The sequence below is a fragment of the Aliiroseovarius subalbicans genome (assembly GCF_022678625.1).
Taxonomy (GTDB): Bacteria; Pseudomonadota; Alphaproteobacteria; order Rhodobacterales; family Rhodobacteraceae; genus Aliiroseovarius_A; species Aliiroseovarius_A subalbicans.
This window is the reverse complement of sequence record NZ_JALBYQ010000003.1, coordinates 48,115-69,548: the sequence shown is the minus strand read 5'-3', so window position 1 is coordinate 69,548 and position 21,434 is coordinate 48,115. Positions and strand designations below refer to the sequence as shown.

Here is a 21,434-nt window from a genome sequence, read left to right as displayed (position 1 = left end):
TCTATAGCTCAACGCAGGTGCCTTGTCACGCCGCGTGGCTCAGCACGTCCAGGGCCACGCGCACCTCATGCGATTTCAGGCAGGGGCGGGTCGTCGAACCAATTCTGTCCGGCCGGTATCTCAACGCCGGAAACGATGTGAACAGGTCCTGGCGGGCCGCTTTGCCCAGTGCGGACATGGCCAGAGATCCTGGGTAAAAGCTTTCGCTGATCAAGCCCCGGGTCGTGATCAGGTGGTGTTCATCAAACATCAGGTGGCAATAGGTCGGGGCCACGACATCCCGGGCCAGGTGAATGCCGTTCCAACCGACCAATGTGCCAGCGGGGGCCAATGCGCGGTCGTGGTCGAACAAAAGGGCAAGGTTTGGGTGTGCAAGCGCAATTCGGTGTGCGGGCGACACCATAATCTCGGCGGCATTGTCCAGCGCCCCCGCCGGGATACGCACCGGGTAAAGCTGTTCTTCGCGTGTTTGGCAGGGTGTAAGTTTGCGCTGTCCGATCCAACGCACGGGCTGTGCGCCCGCGTCCAGTGTCATCACCAGATCACCGGGCGCAATGCTTTCGACGGCGCGAGGTCCCTCGGGGGTGTCCACTAATGTGCCCGCCAGGAAACAGGGGATCACGCCGGGGTCGGGTGCGGTTTCGACCGAGTAGCTGGTGCCCATGTCGGTCGAGATCAGGCTTTCCCCTTGGCTGGTCGTCCCCAATTGGGTCGACGTCAGGCCATCGGCCGGGCCTTCGCTGGCCGTGACGCTGCCGTTGAAGGACAGGAAGGCGACAATTGTCCCATCCACGACCAGCGCCACCGCGCCCATCTTGTGAATAGCGGCCTCGACCGAATAGATGTCGCTGCCGGCAATCGTGTTGTCGGGGGTTGCATCAAGAGCATTGGTCGAACGGATGGTGCCGTTCTTGTTATAGACAACGACGCTCACTGCTGTCGGATCGGCCCCGTCGTCCAGCACAACTTCTATGAAGTCGCTGGACGCGGGCCCCACGAATCTGATCTCGGACAGATAGGGCGTGAACTCCGCCATCTCACCACCTTTGATTGCGCCCGGAATACGGGCGTCAGGCTGGTGTTAACCAAGAAATGCGCCGAGAGTTTGACTTATTTGCAGCGTTTTCCGGCGTCATCTACGGCGGCGGTGAACCCCAGAAGCGAGAATTTGTCTTCGGTTTTCTTGCCGCGTGACGATTGGCCGACCAGGATTGCCTGTGCGCCACGTTTCATGGCTGCGATTATCTTCTGGTCGTCGTCCGGTCCGGCGGACCACGCGGTTTCACCGTCGGTGAAGAGGTCAAAGCGGCTGGAGCCAATCGTCATTGACACGGTTGACCCATTGGCAAACGGATACCCGCCGGCAAAGCTGACTTCGCCGGTGCCGTTCTGGCCTTTCCAGTAGCTGACAAAAAGCAGGATATCGCCTCGGTTCGCGGCCACGAGGCGGCCGTTCTGGGTGATCGTGCTTTCCTTGGGCGTCGAAACGGCCCAGCATTCATTGTTCTGCGCTTCTTCGAAAACGCTCCAATCGGTGTTCGCCGCCACCCGGTTCGAGCTTTCCTGCGCAAATACGCCAGTCGCGGCCAGCGACAGCGCAATGGTGCACATACCCCGTGCAAAAATCGATTTCATGTCTACCACAGCCTCCAGCTGCCTCTGCCTCAGGGGCCCGTTACACATGCCCAATCTAGCGTAGGCTTTCGCGTGCAAGGACCGTTTTCAAGTCTGCAGGGTTAGTCTAACGTAAATTCGCCGATTTATGAAAGCCCCGTTGGCGGAAAATCGCGCGTGACAGCTGTGAGAGGATCAAAGATGACACAGGCCGAAGTGCTGACCGAAATCTGGCGGGGGGATTTCCTGGAATCGCAACATATGGGCCACGCGGTCGTGTGCGATTCGGCCGGTGAGATCGTTGAAAGCTGGGGCGACCCCGAAAAGGTGGTTTTACCGCGCTCTTCATCCAAGATGATCCAGGCGCTGCCGCTGATCGAAAGCGGGGCGGCGGATGCGGCGGGGCTGAGTACCGAACAGCTCGCGCTTGCCTGCGCCTCGCACAATGGCGCGCATATTCATACCGACCGCGTGGCGCGGTGGCTCGCGGATCTGGGGCTTGCGGATGATGATTTGCGCTGTGGCCCGGAAATGCCTTCGGACCCGCCCACAATGAAGGAACTCTTGTGTTCAGACAGCCAGCCCTGCCAGTGCCACAACAATTGTTCGGGAAAGCACACGGGCTTTCTGACGCTAACACGGCACCTGGGTGCGGGGGCTGAATACATCGACCCGACCCACCCAGTGCAACAGGCGGTGCGCGAAGCCTTCGAAGAGGTTACCGGACAGGACAGCCCGGGCTTTGCCATCGACGGCTGCTCGGCGCCGAATTTCGCCACCACGATGCATGGCATGGCGCGGGCGATGGGGGCCTTTGCCGGGGCACGTGCGGGACAGGGTCGGCGCGCGGACGCCGCGGTGCGACTGCGCGAAGCAATGGCTCTGCACCCTGAATTGGTGGCGGGTGAGGGCCGAGCCTGCACCGAGCTTATGCGCGCAATGGGCGGGGCGGCCTCGATCAAGACCGGGGCCGAGGCGTTCTTTGTCGCCATGTTGCCGGAACAGAAACTGGGCATGGCGGTGAAGATCGAAGACGGTGGCACGCGCGCCGCCGAATGCACGATCGCGGCGCTTTTGGTGCGGTTTGGCGTGTTGAAGGCGGACCACCCGGCCACCGCAAAACGCATGAACGCTGCGGTGAAAAACTGGCGGGACGTGGTCACCGGCTCCATCCGCCCGGCCGCCACCCTGGCACGCTGACGCCTTTTCACGCGCCGCCCACCCACCCACCCCGTCGCGTGAAAAGGCGTCTTGGCTGGCGGCGCGTCTGCCACTTTTCCTTTCTGAGAACATCCCGTCGGAGACCTGAAATCCGCCGCGAAGCGGCCACGCCCAACCAGAGGCGACACCGAAGGTGTCAACGATGGGCGGGAGCCTTACGCGTCCAGAAAATCCGCGCGGTTGTAGCCCTGGATGAACAAAAGCGCGGACAGGTCACCGTGGTTGATGCGAATGTCACATTCGGCAGCCACCGAGGGCTTCGCGTGCAGCGCAACCCCCGCGCCCGCCAGGTGCAGCATGCCCAGATCGTTGGCGCCGTCGCCCACCGCCATCACCGCGTCATGCGAAAGGCCCAGGCGTGCGGATATCTCCTCCAGCGCCGCGACCTTAGCGGCCCGACCCAAGATCGGTTCCCCCACCGTGCCGTCCAGCTTGCCATCCATCACATTCAGCGTGTTGGCGCGGTTCTCATGAAACCCCAACTGCCCGGCAACGCGCGCGGTGAAGGCGGTGAACCCGCCCGACACCAGCGCCGCGTAGGCCCCCGCGTCGCGCATCGTTGCCAGCAATTCGCGCCCGCCCGGCATCAGGGTGATGCGCGTGTTCAGCACCCGCTCGATCACACCCGCGTCCAGGCCTTTCAAAAGACCGACCCGTTCGCGCAGGGCACCTTCGAAGTCCAGTTCGCCGTTCATCGCCCGCGCCGTGATGTCGGCCACGCGCGGCCCGACGCCGGCCTCATCGGCCAGCTCGTCGATGCATTCCTGCTGGATCATGGTCGAATCCATATCCGCCAGAAGCATCTTTTTCACCCGGCCTTCGGTTTTCTGCACCACAAGGTCCACGCCTATGCCCTGAAGGTCGGCCCAGACGTCCCACCGATTTCCCGGCATCTCTCCCAGCGAAAACTCGGCTGCTTCGTCCGGTGACAGCCAATCCGCGTCCCCCCCGCCCCAAGCATTGCGCAGGCTTTCGACCAGCGCGGGGTCCAGTGTGCGGTTGGTGGGGGCGGTCAGCAGGGTGGCGGTGAACATGGGCGGCTCCGTGGTGATTTGCGGCTGCATAGACCATGTTACGCCGGTTTGCACCAGGCCGGGGTGTCGTCGCGCAAATGTCACGTGGCCGCCGTCCGACAACTGACCTATGCTTCACACTCCCAACAAGGAGAATGAACATGTCCTGGCTTCCGTCCCTGATCACCGCCACCCCTGAAGAGGGCTATGACCTTGCCGTCAAGCTGTCGCGCATGGCGGTGAAGAAAACGCAGCCTGACGACGATGCGCGCACCAAGATGCGCCCGGATTATGCCAACAACGCCGACAGCCTGACCGCCGTGTCACAGGTGGTGGCGACGAATTTCCAGACCGTGGCGCAGGCCAACGATTTCTGGCGTGGCTGACCCCTTGCCACCCAAAGCGGCGGAGGGTCTTCGGTTTCCGATCCGACACAAGCGTGACGTTTTCGCCCCCTGAAGGGGCGCATTTTCTCCATTTTCACGCTTGCCCCCCGCCGCCACCCCCCGTATTTGCGTCCGTGGGACACCTCTCCCCAACGAGAGGCGCTTATCTGGAAGGGTAGCATTAATGGCTATTGAACAACCGGCAACGCGGCCGGCTAATCCGCGTTTTTCCTCTGGCCCTTGCGCCAAACCCCCCACATGGACTCTTGATGCTCTGTCGGACGCAGCTTTGGGTCGTTCGCACCGTGCCGCGGTTGGCAAGGACAAGCTGAAGGCCGCGATCGAAGGCACCCGTGAGGTGCTGGGCATCCCCGTCGATTACAAGATCGGCATCGTGCCCGCGTCCGACACCGGTGCTGTGGAAATGGCGCTTTGGTCGCTGTTGGGCGCGCGTGGCGTGGAGATGCTGGCTTGGGAAAGCTTCGGTGCGGGTTGGGTCACCGACGTGACCAAACAGCTAAAGCTGGATGCGGTGGCCAAAACGGCGGAGTACGGCGAACTGCCCGATCTGGCCGCAGTCGACTTCAACAATGACGTCGTGTTCACCTGGAATGGCACCACCTCGGGCGTGCGCGTGCCGAACGGCGACTGGATTGCCGACGATCGCGAAGGTCTGACGATCTGCGATGCAACCTCGGCCGCGTTCGCGATGGACCTGCCGTGGGACAAGCTGGATGTGACCACCTTCTCTTGGCAGAAGGTGCTGGGCGGCGAGGCCGCGCACGGCATCCTGATCCTGTCCCCGCGTGCGGTGGAACGGCTGGAAAGCTACACCCCCGCCTGGCCGCTGCCGAAAATCTTCCGCCTGACCAAGGGTGGCAAGCTGATCGAAGGCATCTTCACCGGTGCCACGATCAACACACCGTCGATGCTGGCGGTCGAGGATTACCTGTTTGCGCTGGACTGGGCGCGCTCGGTCGGTGGGCTCAAGGGCCTGATCGCCCGCGCGGATGCCAACACCAAGGCGGTCGCGGATTTTGTCGAGATGCGTGACTGGGTCGACTTCCTGGCGCATGACCCGGCGACGCTGTCGAACACCTCGGTCTGCCTGAAGTTCACCGACGACCGCATCACCGATGGTGCCGCCTTTGCCAAGGCCGTCGCCAAGCGGCTTGAGGTCGAAGGTGTGGCGCTGGACGTGGGCGCCTATCGTGACGCCCCCGCCGGTCTGCGCATCTGGTGTGGCGGCACGGTCGAAACGTCCGACGTGGTTGCGCTGATGCCGTGGCTGGACTGGGCGTTCAACGCCGAGATCGCCGCTCAATAAGATTTCTGGCCCCGCGCGATGCGGGGCCGTTCCCCCATACTCTTTGACAAAGGACCACGACCATGGCCCCCAAAGTACTCGTATCCGACAAACTGTCTGAAACCGCCGTCCAGATCTTTCGCGACCGTGGCATCGAAGTTGATTTCGAACCCGGCCTGGGCAAGGACAAAGATCGCCTGATGGAGATCATCGGCAATTATGACGGCCTTGCCATCCGGTCCGCCACCAAGGCGACCGAAACGCTGATCAACGCCGCCCCGAACCTCAAGGTCATTGGCCGCGCCGGTATCGGCACCGACAACGTGGACAAGGTTGCCGCGTCAAAGAAAGGCGTGATCGTGATGAACACGCCGTTCGGCAACATGATCACCACCGCCGAACACGCGATTGCGATGATGTTCGCCGTGGCGCGTCAGATTCCCGAGGCCAGCGCCTCGACCCATGCGGGCAAGTGGGAGAAATCCAAGTTCATGGGCACCGAGCTGACCGGCAAGGTGCTGGGTGTGATCGGGGCCGGCAACATCGGCGGTATCGTCTGCGACCGTGCCGTTGGCCTGAAGATGAAGGTTGTCGCCTTCGACCCGTTCCTGAGCCAGGACAAGGCCGACAAGATGGGCGTCGAAAAGGTCGATCTGGACGAGCTTCTGCATCGTGCCGATTTCATCACGCTGCATGTGCCGCTGATTGACAGCACCCGCAACATTCTGAGCCGTGAAAACCTGGAAAAGACCCGCAAAGGCGTGCGTATCATCAACTGTGCCCGCGGTGGTCTGGTCGACGAAGTGGCGCTGGCGGACCTGCTGAAATCCGGCCATGTCGCGGGGGCTGCCTTCGACGTCTTCGCCGAAGAACCGGCGACGGACAATGCGCTGTTCAACCTGCCCAACGTGGTCTGCACCCCGCACCTGGGCGCGGCGACCACCGAAGCGCAGGAAAACGTGGCGCTGCAGGTGGCGGAACAGATGGCGGATTACCTTTTGACCGGGGCGGTGACCAACGCGCTGAACATGCCGTCGGTGACGGCCGAGGAAGCCAAAGTCATGGGCCCCTGGATCAAGCTGGCCGAACACCTGGGCGCCTTCATCGGGCAGCTGACGGATGAGCCGATCAAGGCTGTGAACATCCTCTACGACGGTGTCGTGTCCGAAATGAACCTGAAGGCGCTGGACTGCGCCGCCATCGCGGGCATCCTAAAGCCGGCGAACCCGGATGTGAACATGGTCTCGGCCCCGGTGATTGCGGCGGATCGCGGCATCAAGGCGTCCTGCACCACGCAGGCGAAATCGGGCACCTTTGACGGCTATATCAAGCTGACCGTGGTGACGGACAAGCGCGAACGCTCGATTGCGGGCACCGTGTTCAGCGACGGCAAGCCGCGTTTCATCCAGATCAAGGGTATCAACATCGATGCCGAGATCGGCAACCACATGCTCTACACCACCAACGACGACGTGCCGGGGATCATCGGCGCGCTGGGGGCGACGATGGGTGCGCATGGCGTGAACATCGCGAACTTTACCCTGGGGCGGAACGAGGTGGGCGGCGACGCCATCGCGCTGCTGTATGTCGACAACCCGATCCCCGAAGACGTGCTGAACGCCCTGCGCGAGACCGAGTTGTTCCACTCGGTCAGCCCGTTGGAATTCGACGTCTGAACCGACACCATATCCTGACCAGCCCCGGCCCTTGTGCCGGGGCTTTTCATTTCTACCTCCAACGTTACTTTGGCCATGAAGGAGACCGTCATGAGAACCTATGCCATCGGCGATATTCACGGCCATCTGGACAAACTCAAGGCTGCCCACGCTTTGATCGTCGAAGATCGCGCCCTGTTTGGCGATGTCGATGCCGAGATCGTGCATGTCGGCGACCTTGTCGATCGCGGGCCGCAGTCGCGCGGGGTGATCCAATTCCTTCTGGACGGCCAAGTGCGCGGGGAAAACTGGGTGGTGCTGAAGGGCAACCATGACCGCATGGCCGCGCTGTTCTTGCGCGACGCGCCACAAGCGGATTCCCAACTTCTGCTTGACCACTACTGGTGCCACCCACGCATTGGCGGAATTGAAACGCTGGCAAGCTACGGTGTCGCCGTGCCGGATGGCATCCGGACCTATCAGCTTCATGCGGAGGCGTTGGAGGCCGTGCCCGAAGTGCATCGCCGCTTTCTTGACCAACTGCCCGCGATGCATCGCTCCGGCGATCTGTGTTTTGTGCACGCAGGCATCCGCCCCGGTGTGGCGCTGGAGGATCAGACCGAAGACGACCTGTGCTGGATCAGGGGGGTGTTTCACAACGACCCGCGCGACCACGGACCGCTGATCATCCATGGCCACACCCCGGTGGACAAGGTCACGCATTACGGCAACCGGGTAAACATCGACACCGGCGCCGGGCATGGGCGGGCCCTGTCTGTGGTTGTGATCGAAGGGCGTGACGTGTGGCGACTGACGCCAAGCGGGCGTGTGGCCGTCACACCAGAATAAGCACTTCGAATGTTGCCGCGCCCGGGCTATCCAGCAAGATAGGTGCGGAACCAGGTGACCATGCGGTCCTCTGCAAGCCTTGCAGCGGCTTCGTCGAAGCGCGGCGTCGTGTCGTTATGGAAGCCGTGATTGACGCCGGGATAGATATGCGCCTCGTAAACCTTGTCGTTTGCTTCCATCGCCTTCTGGAAAGGAGGCCACATGGCATTGATGCGCCCGTCAAGCGCTGCAAGCTGGACCATCAGCGGCGCCTCAATCCCCGCCACTTGATCAGCGTCCGGGAATGAGCCGTAAAACGGAACCCCAGCGGCCATTTCGGGATAGGCCGCTGCAAGTCTGTTCACGACGCCGCCGCCGTAGCAGAAGCCTGTCGCACCGACCTTTCCGTTCGTCCCTTCCATGGCTTGCAGATATTCGAAGCCCGCAAAGAAGTCGTTCAGAAGTTGGCCTTGGTCGAGTGTGCGCTGCATCGTGCGACCTTCATCGTCCGTGCCGGGGTAGCCACCAAGCGAAGACAGGCCATCCGGCCCCATCGCGATGAAACCCGCCTTGGCAAGACGACGCACGACGTCGCGGATATAGGGATTGAGCCCACGGTTCTCATGCACTACGAGAATTGCCGCAGGCGGTCGATCGGGGTCGATCTCGGCTGGACGAACGAGATACGCAGTGACGTCACCAGTGCCATTCGGGCTGCTATAGACGATATCTTCGCCCACGATATCTGAATCGTCCTCGGCAACCTGCTGGGCCAGCGCGTAGTTCGGGGAAAGCGTGCTCAGGATCGCTGCGGCGGTTAAACCTCCGACAGCCCATTTCCCGGCTCGGTCAAGGAACTCTCGTTTCGTGATTTTTCCGTGGGCGTAATAGTCGTAGAGGTCCAGAAGGTCCTGGTCAAAATCTGCGGCGGTCAGGCGGCGGTCAGGCGGCGGGCCGGTGTCTGTTCGTTCATCGTGCATTCTCCCTGCGTCTTAGAGTTGAGCAAACTTGATTAGAGCAAAAGTAATATGCGTGGCGACAATCCAAGTATTCTAGCAGCTTTGGCAGAAGGCTTACGTAAAAACTCTGTGAGATTTACACAACCTGCTGCGAAACGGACTTTCGTGCAAGTTGACGGGCCGACAGCATTGGCGCAAAGCTGCCGTTCCAGATCCCCGCAACAAAAAAGCCCCGGTGTTTCCACCGGGGCTTTCTGTTTGAAAACGGCGCGACTTAGTCGTCCGACTTTTCTTTCTTCTCGGCTTTGACTTCTTCGCCGGTCTCCTGGTCGACAACCTTCATCGACAGGCGCACCTTGCCACGATCGTCGAAGCCCAGCAGCTTGACCTTCACTTCCTGGCCTTCCTTCAGAACGTCCGAAGGGTGGTTCAGGCGGCGGTTTTCGATCTGGGACACGTGCACCAGGCCATCGCGCTTGCCGAAGAAGTTCACGAAGGCGCCGAAGTCGACGATCTTCACGACGGTGCCGGTGTAAACGGCGCCTTCCTCGGGTTCGGCCACGATCGCGTGGATCATGTCATAGGCTTTCTGGATCGAATCGTTGTTCGGCGATGCAATCTTGATGATGCCGTCGTCGTTGATGTCGACCTTGGCGCCGGACACTTCCACGATCTCGCGGATGACCTTGCCACCCGAGCCGATCACTTCACGGATCTTGTCGGTAGGCACCTGCATCGTTTCGATGCGCGGGGCGTGGGCCGAGAACTCTTCGCGGCCCGAAGACAGCGCCTTGTTCATTTCGCCCAGGATGTGCAGACGACCTTCCTTGGCTTGTGCCAGGGCCTTGCCCATGATTTCCGGCGTGATGCCAGCAACCTTGATGTCCATCTGCAGCGACGTGATGCCGGCTTCGGTGCCTGCCACTTTGAAGTCCATGTCGCCCAGGTGGTCTTCGTCACCCAGGATGTCGGTCAGAACCGCGTAGGACCCATCGTCTTCCAGGATCAGACCCATCGCAACGCCAGCCACGGGGGCTTTCAGCGGCACGGCGGCGTCCATCATGGACAGCGAACCACCACAGACCGATGCCATCGAGGACGAGCCGTTGGACTCGGTGATCTCAGAGACAACGCGGATCGTGTAGGGGAAGTCGGTGGCGGACGGCAGAACCGCCTGCAGCGCACGCCAAGCCAGCTTGCCGTGGCCGATTTCGCGGCGACCGGTGAAGCCGAAGCGGCCCACTTCGCCGACCGAATAGGGCGGGAAGTTGTAGTGCAGCATGAAGTTCGACTTGTAGGTGCCGGTCAGCGCGTCGATCATCTGCTCGTCGTCGCCGGTGCCCAGGGTGGTCACGACCAGGCCTTGGGTTTCGCCACGGGTGAACAGGGCCGAACCGTGGGTACGGGGCAGGATGCCTGCCTCGGACACGATCGGGCGCACGGTGTCGAGGGCACGACCATCGATGCGCTTGCCGGTTTTCACCACGTCGCCACGCACAACCGAGCTTTCCAGCTTCTTCAGAGCGGACCCAAGGTTCGCATCTGCCTGCTGCTCTTCGCTCAGTGCGGCGATGATTTCTTCCTTGGCAACGCTCAGGGCCGCAACGCGTTCCTGCTTGTCGGTGTTGCCATATGCGGCACGGATCTTGTCTTCGCCCGCAGCTTTCACGGCGGCGGACAGGTCCGAGTAATCGGCGGGCTGGAAGTCGAACGGTTCGTTCGCGCTTTCCTCGGCCAGCTCGATGATCAGGTCGATGACCGGCTGGATCTGCTCATGCGCGAAGTTCACTGCGCCCAGCATTTCTTCCTCGGTCAGCTCGTAAGCTTCCGATTCCACCATCATCACAGCGTCTTTGGTGCCGGCAACAACCAGGTCCAGACGCTGATCGGGGTTGTCACGCAGCTTGTGCATGTCGTCGCAGGTCGGGTTCAGGATGTATTCGCCATCTTCGAAACCAACGCGGCAGGCGCCGATCGGGCCCATGAACGGCGCGCCGGAAATGGTCAGCGCGGCCGAGGCGGCGATCATCGCAACCATGTCCGGGTCGTTGACCAGGTCGTGGCTCAGCACGGTGCAGATCACCAGAACTTCGTTTTTGAAGCCGGGGACGAACAGCGGGCGGATCGGACGGTCGATCAGACGCGAAGTCAGCGTCTCTTTCTCTGTCGGGCGCGCCTCGCGCTTGAAGAAACCGCCCGGGATTTTACCGGCGGCGTAATACTTTTCGTTGTAGTGAACCGTCAGCGGAAAGAAGTCCTGACCTGGCTTCTGCGCGCGCGCGAAGGTCACGTTGGCCATGACCGAAGTCTCACCAAGGGTGGCGATGACCGAGCCATCTGCCTGACGGGCAACCTTGCCCGTTTCGAGTGTGAGCGTTTCTTCGCCCCACTCCATCGATTTTTTCGTCTCGTTGAACATGTATCGTATCCTAGATGGGAGCACTCCCGGCCCTCCGGGTCTCCCGCTTTTTGCATGGCGGCCCCATTGCCGCCGACCCCGTCTTTTCTTCATCCGAGCGCTGGGGTCCGGGCGCACTCGTTCGGATGGGCGGGCCATACAGGAAAATCAGGGGTTTGGGAAGGGGGCGCGCCACAGCAGCCTGCGGTGGTGGCCTGATGTGCAGGACAACGCCGGCAAGCCGGGGCGCGCGGGAAATGCCAGGCTGGATCAGCCTCGGAAGATTGCGCGCAGCACGCCGTAGATGAGAAACGTGCCAATCACGTAGCAGATGATCGCTTCCGGGTCCCAAAGGCCGATCGAATGGTTGAGGGACCGCTGACCGAAGTTGGTGACAAACGTACCCGTCAGCATGAAGGCAGCCACAAACGACACGCCCAGCAGAACCAGTTTGGCGAACCACGAAATGCCTGATCGTCTTTGGCGGCCCGACCCGAGGACAACCTGATCGTCATTGTTCACGACGATGATCCGCGTTCCGTCGTCTGACTTCTTCTTTTTACTACGTGCGTTGAAAATGGCTGCAACGATTGTTGCGATTACGATTGGGACAATGATTTCAGGGCCCATGAGGCACCTCCTTAAAGCACCCAGGCGATCAGCACCCAGAGCAGGATGAAAAAGACGAAGAACGCGGGCAGGGTGAACTGGATTTCGCCCAGCAGCCCGTCGCCCGCCGCGACTGTCATGACCACGATCACCGCCACCGTGGCGCCAAAGGCGATCAGGGCCGAATCCTTCAACCCCATGCCGGGCTGCACCGCAGCCGACACGGATGGGGCGATCACGAACACGACCACAAGCGCCAGCACCACGACCACAGCGGCGATCACCAGGAACAGGCGTGTCGTTGTTTTGCGTTCCTCAAGGTCAGGGTCGTTTGGCATGGCGTTTTCCTTTGGCTAGCGTTCAACAAGCTCTCGGATGCGGTGCGGATTGGGCATGCCCCACACCACGATTTCAGCAACGTCGCCAGCGCTGAAAAATTCAACCGACGCGATGCCCAGCATGCGTTGGAGGAAACTTTGGTTCAGGCGCATGGCGCGCACGCTTTTCAGGCCAATCTCGGTCCTGGATTTGGACAGAAGGCCCTTTTCATAGATCACTTCCTCATCCGTGATCATCAGGCGGTGGACCTTTGATTTCACGAACAGGAAGAGCCACAGGGGGATGCACAGGATCACGACCAGCAGCACAATCTCGGGCATTTCGACCGACAAGGCCCCGGCACCCACAAGGGCGGCAACACATCCTGCAAAGATCCATGGGTTGTTTCGCAGGACAGGTGGTGTGGAGTTGTATCTGACCGGTCTCATGGCCTTCACCTGTCAATTATTTCGCCCGTAATTCTAGTCCGCTCAAGGAAGGCGTCAACGCGCGAACCGTCGCACTTGTCAGGGCGTAAAAACGAAAAAACGCCCGCTCGTTTCCGGGCGGGCGTTTCGATTTCGGTCTGTCGACGCTGGATTAGCGGCGCAGGCCCAGGCGTTTGATCAGGTCCTGGTAACGGGCCTCATCCTTGGCGCGGGCGTAGTCCAGCAGCTTACGACGCGTTGCGACCATTTTCAGAAGGCCACGGCGGCCGTGGTTGTCCTTCTTGTGGGTCTTGAAGTGTTCGGTCAGGGTCGCGATACGCGACGACAGGATGGCAACCTGAACTTCGGGCGAACCGGTGTCGCCTTCGGTGGTTGCGAACTCTTTCATGATCCGGGCTTTTTCTTCGGCTGTGATCGACATCGGGGTCTCCTTCATAAGGTTTGTGTGTATGGCGCAAGCCGGGATGTCGTCCAGCAAGGTCCGTGGAGATACCCGCCAGAGAATCCAGCGGATGCGCGCGTATAGGGGGAAATGATCCGGAAGGGAAGTGAAAACCGTCGGATTGCAGCGTGCCACCTGTCCGACGCCCAAGGCGATGCGGTGCGATTGTCGCCGCTTCGCGCATAGTGTCAGAGCAAGACGATAAATGTTTAATAAAATGCGCAAAAATGGCGTTTGGCTTGATTGCAATCCCCTCCCAGCCTAAAATTCAGTGGAATTCTTTTAGGTGTTGGAGGGCCCCGTGGCTGGTTTGTTTCTTTTGTTGGGCATGTTGGGTCTTGGCCTCATGCTGGATGCGTTCAGCGGGACCGAGGGCAGCGCATCCGAGGCTGAGGCGGAAGATTCCTCGCATGACGATACTGCGCTTGTTGGCGGTCCCGGAAACGACATCCTTGAGGCAACACCCGGCGACGATATCGTGCTTGGCGGCGGAGGCGACGATTACTTGCATGGTGGGCCGGGGAACGATCAGTTGAGCGGGGGCGACGGGGCCGATCACGTCCACGGCGGGTCCGGTGATGATACCGTTTACGCGGATGCTGGTGACGACCTTGTGGTCGGCGGCGCAGGCGCCGACTGGCTGTCCGGTGGGCTTGGCGATGACCGGGTGTTTGGTGAAGACGGGAACGATATTCTTGCCGGCAACGGCGGTGCGGACATGCTGTCCGGGGGTGCGGGTGATGACCTGCTGTACGGCCCGGCCGGGGTGACCAATGCGATCACGCACACAGACCTTGATGAAGGTGACATGCTTTTTGGCGGTGCGGGGAATGACGCGATCGGTCTGGGCAACTTCGACGTGGCCACCGGGGGCGAAGGCAATGACACCTTCGTCATGGGCACCTGGACGCAACCCGGACAGGCCGGCAGCATCGAGGATTTCGATCCTGCCGAAGACGCCCTTGTGGTGCTCTACGACCCGGACCTGAACCCGTCGCCACAAGTGTCACTGGAACAGGCTGGCGCCGACACGGTCATCCTGATCGATGGTCAGGAGGTTGGCATCGTGCGCGGTGTCACCCCGGCCTTGGGTAGCATTCGCTTGCAGCCGGTTGAGCTTGTGGCCTGATCAGGGCTGACTGTTGGCGTTTAGCTGATCGATGACTCGCTGCGCCCAATCCCCGATCACCGGAATGAAATCGATCGACGACAGCATGTTGATCAGTAGCGCAACCAGAAGCGTCGCGCCGACCACGGACCCCAGGCCGAAGGCCAGCCCGCGATAGAACTGGTAGAGGCCCAGCCGCCAGAGGCTGTTCTGGAACCGGAGGAACCGGTGGTCGTTGAGCCGCGCAAGCTCCTGTCGCAGCACGTGAACTTCTGCCGCAAGATCTGGGTTGATCTGGGTCTTCTGCCCGGTCTCTGTCATTTTGCCCGCCTCGCGTTAACTGTTTGATAACTCATTGTTAATGTTGAATTGTTTCCAGAATTTAATTGGGAAACGACCGCTTTCTGCTATCCTACGGACCGAGGTTGGGTGTTTCAAGGTGGTCGCCATGATGTATGGTTTATTGTTGTTGGGTCTGTTGCCCCTGATGTTCCTGTCAGATGTTTTTGACGGGGGTGAAGATGCAGAGGCTGAAGAAGATGACGCCGCGATGGACGAGGGCGGCACTGGTGAGTTCATGGATGTCGGTGACATGATCCAGCGCCCTGCCATCATCGCGGAAACCCCCGAACAGGCCGGGGTGACCGGTGAACCGGACGCCGAAAACTCTCTGCAACCCAGCACCGGCGATGATACCCCCCCAGACGAACCGGGCGATGACGTCGATCCCGCCACGGTGCTAAAGCCTTCGACCGGCGATGACGCTCCGCCCGAGGAGCCCGGCTCCGAGATCGATCCCGCCACGGTTCTGGAGCCGATTGACGAGATTGGCGAAGACATGCCCTCCAACGCCTCAGCGCTGGAGCAGGGCCTGATGCGGGACGCGGATGCGGTGGCGGGTCTGGAAGACCTCGACATGTTCCTGAACGACCCGACCGACAACGTGCTGGGCGCCGACGCGGATGAATTTGCGTTGGACGATGACGGCATCGAAGGTACGGGCGAAGGGTCGCTTGACGCCTTCTCGGGCACGCCTCTGGTGCAAACGCAAGGCGACCTGAACGTGGTTGATGGCGGCGACGGGGACGATGCGATCTCAACCGGGGATGAGGCCGCCTATGCTTTCGGTGGCGACGGCGACGACACAATCGACGTAGGCGAAGGCGCCGCGGCGGTCTTTGGCGGCGACGGGGCCGATACGATCACCGGCGGCGATGGCGCCGCGGCCTATCTTGACGGTGGGGCGGGCAACGACACGATCACCGGCGGCGACGCGGACGAAATAATCAAGGGCGGCGTTCATGTCGACGGGTCTGAAGAACCCGACGATGACGTGATCGACGGCGGCGGCGGCAATGACGACATCAGTGGCGGCCTGGGGGCAGACACGCTTTTGGGCGGCGACGGGGATGACATGATCGACCACAAGGGCGTGATGGACGAAGACACCGGCGCCGAACGGCACGCCTTCAGTTGGCATATCGACGACAAGGTCGACACGCTGGACGGGGGCGCGGGCAACGACACCCTGGTGATCGACCGCGCCGATACCGCCACGGGCGGCACGGGCAATGACGTGTTCTGGCTCTACTTCGACGAAGCCAGCGGGGCGGGACATGCCGAGGTGACGGATTTCGAAATCGGCGAGGATTTCCTGCGGGTTCAGCTAAACCCTTCCCTGACTTATGGCGATATCATTCTAGACGTGCAGCCGTCTGAGGACGGTGAAGACGGCGTGGTGACCGTCAATGGCGATATCGTGGCCGTTCTTCACGGCGCGGCAAACGCGACGACGGCGGACGTCTACGTTGAAGTGCGCGAGGACGTGTTCCGCTGACCACATGGGTCAGGCGGGCGCTCCGGACCCGCGCCTTTGGCGCGGGCTTAGCCCAACGGGAGGAGCCCCCTCAGGGTCGACGACGGGCGGGAGCCCCCGTTCGATTGGGGTGTCAGCCCCATGGTTCGGGCTGTTGGCTGTAGGCGATATAAAGCGGGTGTTTCGGGTGCCCTGCCTTTGTCAGGCCCAGGTGAAACAGCGGCAACTTGGTGGCACGCATCAGCGCCTCGATCTGGCGCCCGCGATCCAGGTGGTCGCCATGGGCGCCCCAGGCGCAGATGATTTGGTCCGCCCAGGGACAACTGTCGACGATCGCGGCATCGTTGGCCGGGCCCACCGGGTCCACAGCTGCGCGCATCTTCTTCGGGTCGGTGTCGCGCCAGGCGAAGATGTTCGTTACCCGAAACGCGCCGAATCCCAGCGTGCGCGCACGGCGTTCGCAGCGCTCAACCGTCGGGTCGTTCTGCACTTCGGTCGCTGTCGACGGGTTCAGCATTATGAACAACGCCTTCTTCCCGGCCGCGTCCCAGGTTCGGGTCAGCATGTAGCGGTATTTCTCGCAATCCGAATAGACGGCGGTGGAATGGGCATCGCCCTTTTGAAACTCTCGCGTGATCATGCGCCCGGTTTTCGCCCCGCAGGCGCCAGATGACAAGGGTCAACAAGGGCTTGCGGTTTTCGCATGGCGCGTGAACACTGTTGGTTTACGAAAGGACATCCCATGCTGTTTGCCGAGATCATTCGCAAGAAACGTGATGCCGAACCGCTGAGCCGGGAGGATATCGGCGAGATGGTGGCGGGGATCACCTCGGGCGCGGCCAGCGAAGGGCAGGTGGCGGCCTTCGCCATGGCCGTGCTGTGGCGCGGAATGGATCATGACGAGGCCGCAGCCCTGACGCTGGCGATGCGTGACAGCGGCGACGTGTTCAAATGGGACGACCTGCCCGGCCCGGCGGTGGACAAGCATTCGACTGGCGGTGTGGGCGACAACGTTTCCCTTATGCTGGCGCCCATCGTGGCCGCCTGTGGCGGCTATGTGCCGATGATCTCTGGTCGGGGGCTGGGTCATACCGGCGGGACGCTCGACAAGATGGACGCGATCCCAGGCTATGCGACCCAGCCGGACAATGACCTGTTGCGTAAAGTCGTGGCCGAAGTCGGCTGTGCCATCATCGGTCAGACCGGCGACCTCGCCCCGGCGGACAAACGGTTTTACGGCATTCGCGATGTGACCGCGACGGTGGAAAGCGTGCCGTTGATCACCGCCTCGATCCTGTCCAAGAAACTGGCAGCCGGGCTGGGCAGCCTGGTGATGGATGTGAAATGCGGCAACGGCGCCTTCATGGAGAGTTTTGACCGGGCCGAGGAGCTGGCGGGCGCGATCACCGGGGTCGCGCGCGCCGCCGGCCTGCCCTGTCACGCGTTGATCACCGACATGAACCAACCGCTTGCCTCGGCGGCGGGGAACGCGCTGGAGGTGGTGAATGCGGTCGAGTTTCTTACTGGCGCCCGGCGTGATGCGCGGCTTCAGGAGGTCACGTTGGCCCTATGCGGTGAAATGTTGGTGACGGCGGGGCTGCAACCCGACCGCGCTGCCGGTGTTACCGCCGCGCGCGCCGCACTGGAAACCGGTCGCGCGGCCGAGGTGTTCGACCGCATGGTCGCGGCACTCGGTGGGCCGTCGGATTTCATCGAAACCCACCAAAGCCATCTGACGAAGGCGAAACTGACCCGCCCGGTGCTGGCGCCCTCGTCCGGTCATGTGCGGGCGATTGCCACGCGTGAGGTCGGTTTGGCCGTGGTCGAGCTGGGCGGCGGACGCCGCCGTGCTGATGATGTGGTGAACCCGGCGGTCGGTTTGACCGGCTTGCTGGACCTGGGGGTTGAGGTCGTAAAAGGCGGTCCCCTGTGCATGATCCACGCCGATGACGCGGCGCAAGCAGACGCCGCCGAGGCGCAGGTGCTGGCGGCCTATCAGATTGGCGAGGCCACGGATGTGCCCATGCCGGTCTTGAAGATCATTGATTGAACACGCGGCTGGGGTGCAATTCGCCTGAGCGGTAGGTGCCCACGGCCACCGCTTTACCCTCGAAGGACGCCCAGGCTTCGTCGCCGTATTCCACGTCCGAGGTGATCACCAGCCCCGGGTTGCCGTGGCGCAGGCGGGTCGCGCCTTCCACGTTGGTTTTCAGCTCGGGAAGATCGACCAGGCCTTGTTCCAGCGGATGCAGATATTGGTCAAGCTCCCCGGTCTTAGCCAGCTTTTCGACAAGCTCCATCGACACGCCATCCTCGGCGTCGAACGGTCCCGACCAGATCCGGCGAAGGGTACGCACATGGCCGAAACAGCCCAGCGCGTCACCCAGATCGCGGGCGATGGCGCGCACGTATCCGCCCTTGCCGCAGGTTAGCTCCAGCGTCACGTGGTCGGCGTCCGGGCGTTCGACCATCACCAGCTTATCGACCCACAAAGGGCGGGCGGCGATCTCAAACTCTTCGTCGTCGCGTGCGCGTTTATAGGCGCGTTCGCCGTCGATCTTCACCGCTGAGAACTTCGGCGGTACTTGCATGATGTCGCCGATAAAGGCGGGCAGGGCGGCGCGGATGGCATCATCATCGGGCCGCGTGTCGCTGTCGGCGGTTACTTCGCCCTCGGCGTCGTCTGTGTTGGTCGCCTGCCCCAGCCGCACGGTGAAACGATAGGCCTTCAGCGCGTCGGTGATATAGGGCACGGTCTTGGTCGCCTCACCCAGCGCCACGGCCAGAACGCCGGTGGCTTCGGGGTCCAGCGTGCCGGCATGGCCCGCCTTCTTGGCGTCCATCGCCCAGCGCACTTTGTTGACCACGGCGTTCGAGGAAATCCCGGCGGGTTTGTCGACGATCAGCCAGCCATGGATGTCGCGCCCCTTTTTGCGGCGGGCCATCAGTCTTCCTCGTCGCCCCTGGCCAGGTCGCGCTGAACGGCGTCCTGTCCCAGAAGGCGGCTGGTTTCGTCCATTCGGTCGAAGGTCTCATCAGGCATGAAGCGCAGTTCTGGCGTGTGCTTGAGCTTGGCGACCTTGCCCAGGATGCGGCGCAGCTCATAGGCGTTGCGCGCCAGCAGCTGGATCGCTTCGTCGGTGTTCTTGCCCCCCAGCGGCAGCACATAGATCGTGGCGATGCGCATATCGGACGTGATCCGCGCTTCGCTGACCGTGATCGACATGCGGTTCAGGTCCGGGTCGTGGATGTCGCCGCGCATCAGCACCTCGGACAAGGTGCGACGGATCAGTTCGCCCACGCGCAACTGTCGCTGCGAGGGCCCTGCGTGTTCATTGAAACGGTTCTTTGCCATGGGGGGCATTTAGGCGCGTTCGGGGCGTTGTGCAACAGGGGTTTGCACGGGGACCCGCGGCGCGGTAGACCGAAGGCAAGCGAAGGAGAGATGACATGACAGATCTGCCGGGGATCGTGGTGATGGGGGCATCGGGCCGGATGGGGCAGATGCTTGTGAAAGCCGTTGAGGCGTCGCCCGCCGCGCGACTGGTCGGCGCGTTGGAGCGCCCGGGCCATGAGTGGCTGGGCCGTGACATCGGCGAATGCATGGGCGGGCAAGCGCTGGGCTGTGTTGTCAGTGACGATGCCCTTGAGGCGATGTCGAAGGCGCAAGCGGTGATCGATTTCACCGCGCCCGCCGCCACCATCGCGATGGCCGAACTGGCCGCGCAGGCCCGTGCGGTCCACGTGATTGGCACCACGGGGCTGAGTGACGAAGACCTGGCCAAGCTGAAACCCGCCGCGCGCCATGCGACGATTGTGCGGGCGGGCAACATGTCCCTTGGCGTCAACCTGTTGGTTCAGCTCACGAAAAAGGTGGCTGCGGCTCTGGACGAAGATTTCGACGTTGAGGTGATCGAGGCGCATCATCGCCACAAGGTCGACGCGCCGTCCGGCACCGCGTTGATGCTGGGCGAGGCCGCCGCCGAAGGGCGCGGCGTGAAACTGGATCGGGTCGCCGACCGGGGTCGTGACGGCATCACCGGCGCACGCAAGCGCGGCGACATCGGGTTTAGCGCCATTCGTGGCGGTGACATCGTCGGGGAACATGACGTGCTGTTCGCAGCCGACGGAGAACGTATCACCCTGCGCCACGTCGCCACCGACCGGGCCATCTTTGCCCGTGGCGCGCTGAAGGCCGCGCTGTGGGGGCAGGGCCAGAAACCCGGCGAATACGACATGATGGACGTGCTGGGGCTGTAGTCCCCCGGGCGTCCTCGGCTCAGGTCAGTTCGCTTTGCGGCACCAGTCGGTCGAACGGATCGTTGTCCATCGCTTCGGGCATTTCACCTTCGGGTTCGAAATCGGGCAGATACAGCCCGGCGGTCCAACGGTTCGGCAGGCGGTTGACCAGGGTGGCGATTCTTTTGCTGACCCAGGCGGCGCGCAGGCGCAGGACCTCGGCGCGGTCAGGATCGCGGGCGGCAAGCCGACCATGCCAGGCCGCAACCATTTGGGCCACCCGTTCTGGGCCAAGCGAAAAATAGACAATTGCGGCGATAAGCAGGGCCAGAACGGCCATTCCGACCACGAAGCCGGGGCGCCATATGAACACAACCACCAACATCGCAAGGGCCATCATACGCGGGGCGTCCGGTCGGCTGACAAAGGCGTGAATACGGAGCGACAGGGCGGTCATCGCCTTGCGGATCAGGCTGGTCGCCCGCGCTTTTGCCTTCGATTCTTTCCGTGTTTTAGCACGCGGTTTTGGCGCGTGTGAAACCGCGCGATCCGGCTCTTGTTGTGGGGCCCGTGGTTGTGGCGCCGGTCGCGGCGTGTCGACGGGGCTGGCCTGGGCCGTAGGTTGGGGGGGCGCAGGCGGTGTTCCTTGCGCTTGCATCATGCCGCGAATCGCGGCCATGTCCGGGTCATCCGTGTCCGGTTTGATCTGATCCATCTGGTCCTCCGGCGTTGCATCGCCGCACAAACAAAGCCCCCGTCTGGCCGTTTCAGGCGCAGACGTCCGGACGATAGCGGGTTTTGATGGCCAGATTATGGCAAGGACGCAGATCGGAAACGGATCAGAAATCGATCGCGATGCCCTTCTTTTCCCAATCGCCAAAGCGCACAGGCTCTGGCCCGTCGCGCCCACCGTATTCCTTGGGGCGGGCCTTGGCCTCCGCCTCGGCCGCTTTGCGGCGCGCGTCGGCCTCGGCCAGGGCGCGCTGGGCGGCGGGGGGCAGATCTTTGCGCTCGTCAGTCATCGGGCATTCCTTGAGGACGTTTCGGCTTTGATATAGGCCGGGGGCCGAACA

General features: G+C 62.2%; 24 protein-coding genes. 9 read left to right on the top strand and 15 right to left on the bottom strand.

The features are described 5' to 3' along the window. Positions 1 to 25: 25 nt before the first annotated feature. Both MN188_RS10750 and MN188_RS10745 read right to left on the bottom strand, forming a co-directional pair. The gene (locus tag MN188_RS10750; protein WP_242109041.1) at positions 26 to 1,036 is read right to left on the bottom strand and encodes a Hint domain-containing protein; all 1,011 of its coding nucleotides are present in this window, start codon (positions 1,034 to 1,036) and stop codon (positions 26 to 28) included. 74 nt (positions 1,037 to 1,110) lie between these two features. Further along, positions 1,111 to 1,635: an invasion associated locus B family protein gene (locus tag MN188_RS10745; protein WP_242109039.1), complete on the bottom strand. Its 525-nt coding sequence runs from the start codon at positions 1,633 to 1,635 to the stop codon at positions 1,111 to 1,113. Between the two features lie 180 nt (positions 1,636 to 1,815). On the opposite strand from MN188_RS10745, the gene MN188_RS10740 reads away from it, so the two are divergent. After that, on the top strand, positions 1,816 to 2,814 hold the full coding sequence (locus MN188_RS10740) for an asparaginase (protein ID WP_242109037.1): 999 nt from the start codon (positions 1,816 to 1,818) through the stop codon (positions 2,812 to 2,814). Positions 2,815 to 2,990: 176 nt separating this feature from the next. On the opposite strand, the gene serB is transcribed toward MN188_RS10740, so the two are convergent. After that, on the bottom strand, positions 2,991 to 3,869 hold the full coding sequence (gene serB, locus MN188_RS10735) for a phosphoserine phosphatase SerB (protein ID WP_242109036.1): 879 nt from the start codon (positions 3,867 to 3,869) through the stop codon (positions 2,991 to 2,993). A 140-nt stretch (positions 3,870 to 4,009) separates the two neighbouring features. Here serB and MN188_RS10730 point away from each other — a divergent pair, with 140 nt between their 5' ends. The 4 genes from MN188_RS10730 (at position 4,010) to MN188_RS10715 (ending at position 8,044) form a co-directional block, all read left to right on the top strand. Next, positions 4,010 to 4,234 carry a hexameric tyrosine-coordinated heme protein gene (locus MN188_RS10730; RefSeq protein ID WP_242109035.1) on the top strand — a complete coding sequence of 75 codons (225 nt, stop codon included), beginning with the start codon at positions 4,010 to 4,012 and terminating at the stop codon, positions 4,232 to 4,234. A gap of 184 nt (positions 4,235 to 4,418) precedes the next feature. Next, entirely contained in the window at positions 4,419 to 5,561 is a 1,143-nt protein-coding gene (locus tag MN188_RS10725) for a phosphoserine transaminase (RefSeq protein WP_242109034.1), read from the top strand. Between the two features lie 62 nt (positions 5,562 to 5,623). Further along, entirely contained in the window at positions 5,624 to 7,216 is a 1,593-nt protein-coding gene (gene serA / locus MN188_RS10720; protein WP_242109033.1) for a phosphoglycerate dehydrogenase, read from the top strand. Between the two features lie 90 nt (positions 7,217 to 7,306). Then, a complete protein-coding gene (locus MN188_RS10715) occupies positions 7,307 to 8,044 on the top strand; it encodes a metallophosphoesterase (protein WP_242109032.1) in 738 nt (245 codons plus the stop codon). A 26-nt stretch (positions 8,045 to 8,070) separates the two neighbouring features. Here the strand turns inward: MN188_RS10715 and yghX are convergent, their stop codons facing one another. The 6 genes from yghX to rpsO form a co-directional block, all read right to left on the bottom strand. Next, the gene (yghX, locus tag MN188_RS10710; protein WP_242109031.1) at positions 8,071 to 9,003 is read right to left on the bottom strand and encodes a YghX family hydrolase; all 933 of its coding nucleotides are present in this window, start codon (positions 9,001 to 9,003) and stop codon (positions 8,071 to 8,073) included. A 253-nt stretch (positions 9,004 to 9,256) separates the two neighbouring features. Beyond that, entirely contained in the window at positions 9,257 to 11,401 is a 2,145-nt protein-coding gene (gene pnp, locus MN188_RS10705; protein WP_242109030.1) for a polyribonucleotide nucleotidyltransferase, read from the bottom strand. A gap of 249 nt (positions 11,402 to 11,650) precedes the next feature. Then, complete coding sequence (locus tag MN188_RS10700) at positions 11,651 to 12,010, bottom strand: hypothetical protein (RefSeq protein WP_242109029.1); 360 nt, start codon at positions 12,008 to 12,010, stop codon at positions 11,651 to 11,653. Positions 12,011 to 12,021: 11 nt separating this feature from the next. Next, entirely contained in the window at positions 12,022 to 12,327 is a 306-nt protein-coding gene (locus MN188_RS10695; protein ID WP_242109028.1) for a hypothetical protein, read from the bottom strand. A gap of 15 nt (positions 12,328 to 12,342) precedes the next feature. Further along, positions 12,343 to 12,756, bottom strand: coding sequence for a PH domain-containing protein (locus MN188_RS10690; RefSeq protein WP_242109026.1), 414 nt, complete (start codon positions 12,754 to 12,756; stop codon positions 12,343 to 12,345). A 151-nt stretch (positions 12,757 to 12,907) separates the two neighbouring features. Beyond that, entirely contained in the window at positions 12,908 to 13,177 is a 270-nt protein-coding gene (rpsO, locus tag MN188_RS10685) for a 30S ribosomal protein S15 (RefSeq protein ID WP_242109024.1), read from the bottom strand. A gap of 322 nt (positions 13,178 to 13,499) precedes the next feature. Here rpsO and MN188_RS10680 point away from each other — a divergent pair, with 322 nt between their 5' ends. After that, entirely contained in the window at positions 13,500 to 14,327 is an 828-nt protein-coding gene (locus tag MN188_RS10680) for a calcium-binding protein (protein ID WP_242109022.1), read from the top strand. On the opposite strand, the gene MN188_RS10675 is transcribed toward MN188_RS10680, so the two are convergent. Beyond that, positions 14,328 to 14,627 carry a DUF5665 domain-containing protein gene (locus MN188_RS10675; protein ID WP_242109020.1) on the bottom strand — a complete coding sequence of 100 codons (300 nt, stop codon included), beginning with the start codon at positions 14,625 to 14,627 and terminating at the stop codon, positions 14,328 to 14,330. It abuts the gene before it with no gap. Positions 14,628 to 14,754: 127 nt separating this feature from the next. Here MN188_RS10675 and MN188_RS10670 point away from each other — a divergent pair, with 127 nt between their 5' ends. After that, entirely contained in the window at positions 14,755 to 16,143 is a 1,389-nt protein-coding gene (locus MN188_RS10670; protein WP_242109018.1) for a calcium-binding protein, read from the top strand. A 112-nt stretch (positions 16,144 to 16,255) separates the two neighbouring features. Here the strand turns inward: MN188_RS10670 and MN188_RS10665 are convergent, their stop codons facing one another. Next, positions 16,256 to 16,762 (bottom strand): DUF1643 domain-containing protein, encoded by a 507-nt coding sequence (locus tag MN188_RS10665; RefSeq protein ID WP_242109016.1) that lies wholly within the window; start codon positions 16,760 to 16,762, stop codon positions 16,256 to 16,258. Positions 16,763 to 16,864: 102 nt separating this feature from the next. Here MN188_RS10665 and deoA point away from each other — a divergent pair, with 102 nt between their 5' ends. Beyond that, positions 16,865 to 18,172, top strand: coding sequence for a thymidine phosphorylase (gene deoA / locus MN188_RS10660; RefSeq protein WP_242109015.1), 1,308 nt, complete (start codon positions 16,865 to 16,867; stop codon positions 18,170 to 18,172). On the opposite strand, the gene truB is transcribed toward deoA, so the two are convergent. Both truB and rbfA read right to left on the bottom strand, forming a co-directional pair. Beyond that, the gene (gene truB, locus MN188_RS10655; protein ID WP_242109014.1) at positions 18,162 to 19,067 is read right to left on the bottom strand and encodes a tRNA pseudouridine(55) synthase TruB; all 906 of its coding nucleotides are present in this window, start codon (positions 19,065 to 19,067) and stop codon (positions 18,162 to 18,164) included. The genes deoA and truB overlap by 11 nt on opposite strands. Next, positions 19,067 to 19,477 (bottom strand): 30S ribosome-binding factor RbfA, encoded by a 411-nt coding sequence (gene rbfA / locus MN188_RS10650; protein ID WP_242109013.1) that lies wholly within the window; start codon positions 19,475 to 19,477, stop codon positions 19,067 to 19,069. Before rbfA ends, truB begins: the two co-directional genes overlap by 1 nt. A 95-nt stretch (positions 19,478 to 19,572) precedes the next feature. Here rbfA and dapB point away from each other — a divergent pair, with 95 nt between their 5' ends. Further along, positions 19,573 to 20,382, top strand: a complete 810-nt coding sequence (gene dapB, locus MN188_RS10645) for a 4-hydroxy-tetrahydrodipicolinate reductase (RefSeq protein ID WP_242109012.1) — start codon at positions 19,573 to 19,575, stop codon at positions 20,380 to 20,382. Positions 20,383 to 20,401: 19 nt separating this feature from the next. Here the strand turns inward: dapB and MN188_RS10640 are convergent, their stop codons facing one another. Together MN188_RS10640 and MN188_RS10635 are read right to left on the bottom strand one after the other, a co-directional pair. After that, positions 20,402 to 21,076, bottom strand: coding sequence for a hypothetical protein (locus MN188_RS10640; protein WP_242109011.1), 675 nt, complete (start codon positions 21,074 to 21,076; stop codon positions 20,402 to 20,404). A gap of 124 nt (positions 21,077 to 21,200) precedes the next feature. Continuing rightward, positions 21,201 to 21,383: a DUF1674 domain-containing protein gene (locus tag MN188_RS10635; RefSeq protein ID WP_242109010.1), complete on the bottom strand. Its 183-nt coding sequence runs from the start codon at positions 21,381 to 21,383 to the stop codon at positions 21,201 to 21,203. Positions 21,384 to 21,434 lie beyond the last annotated feature (51 nt).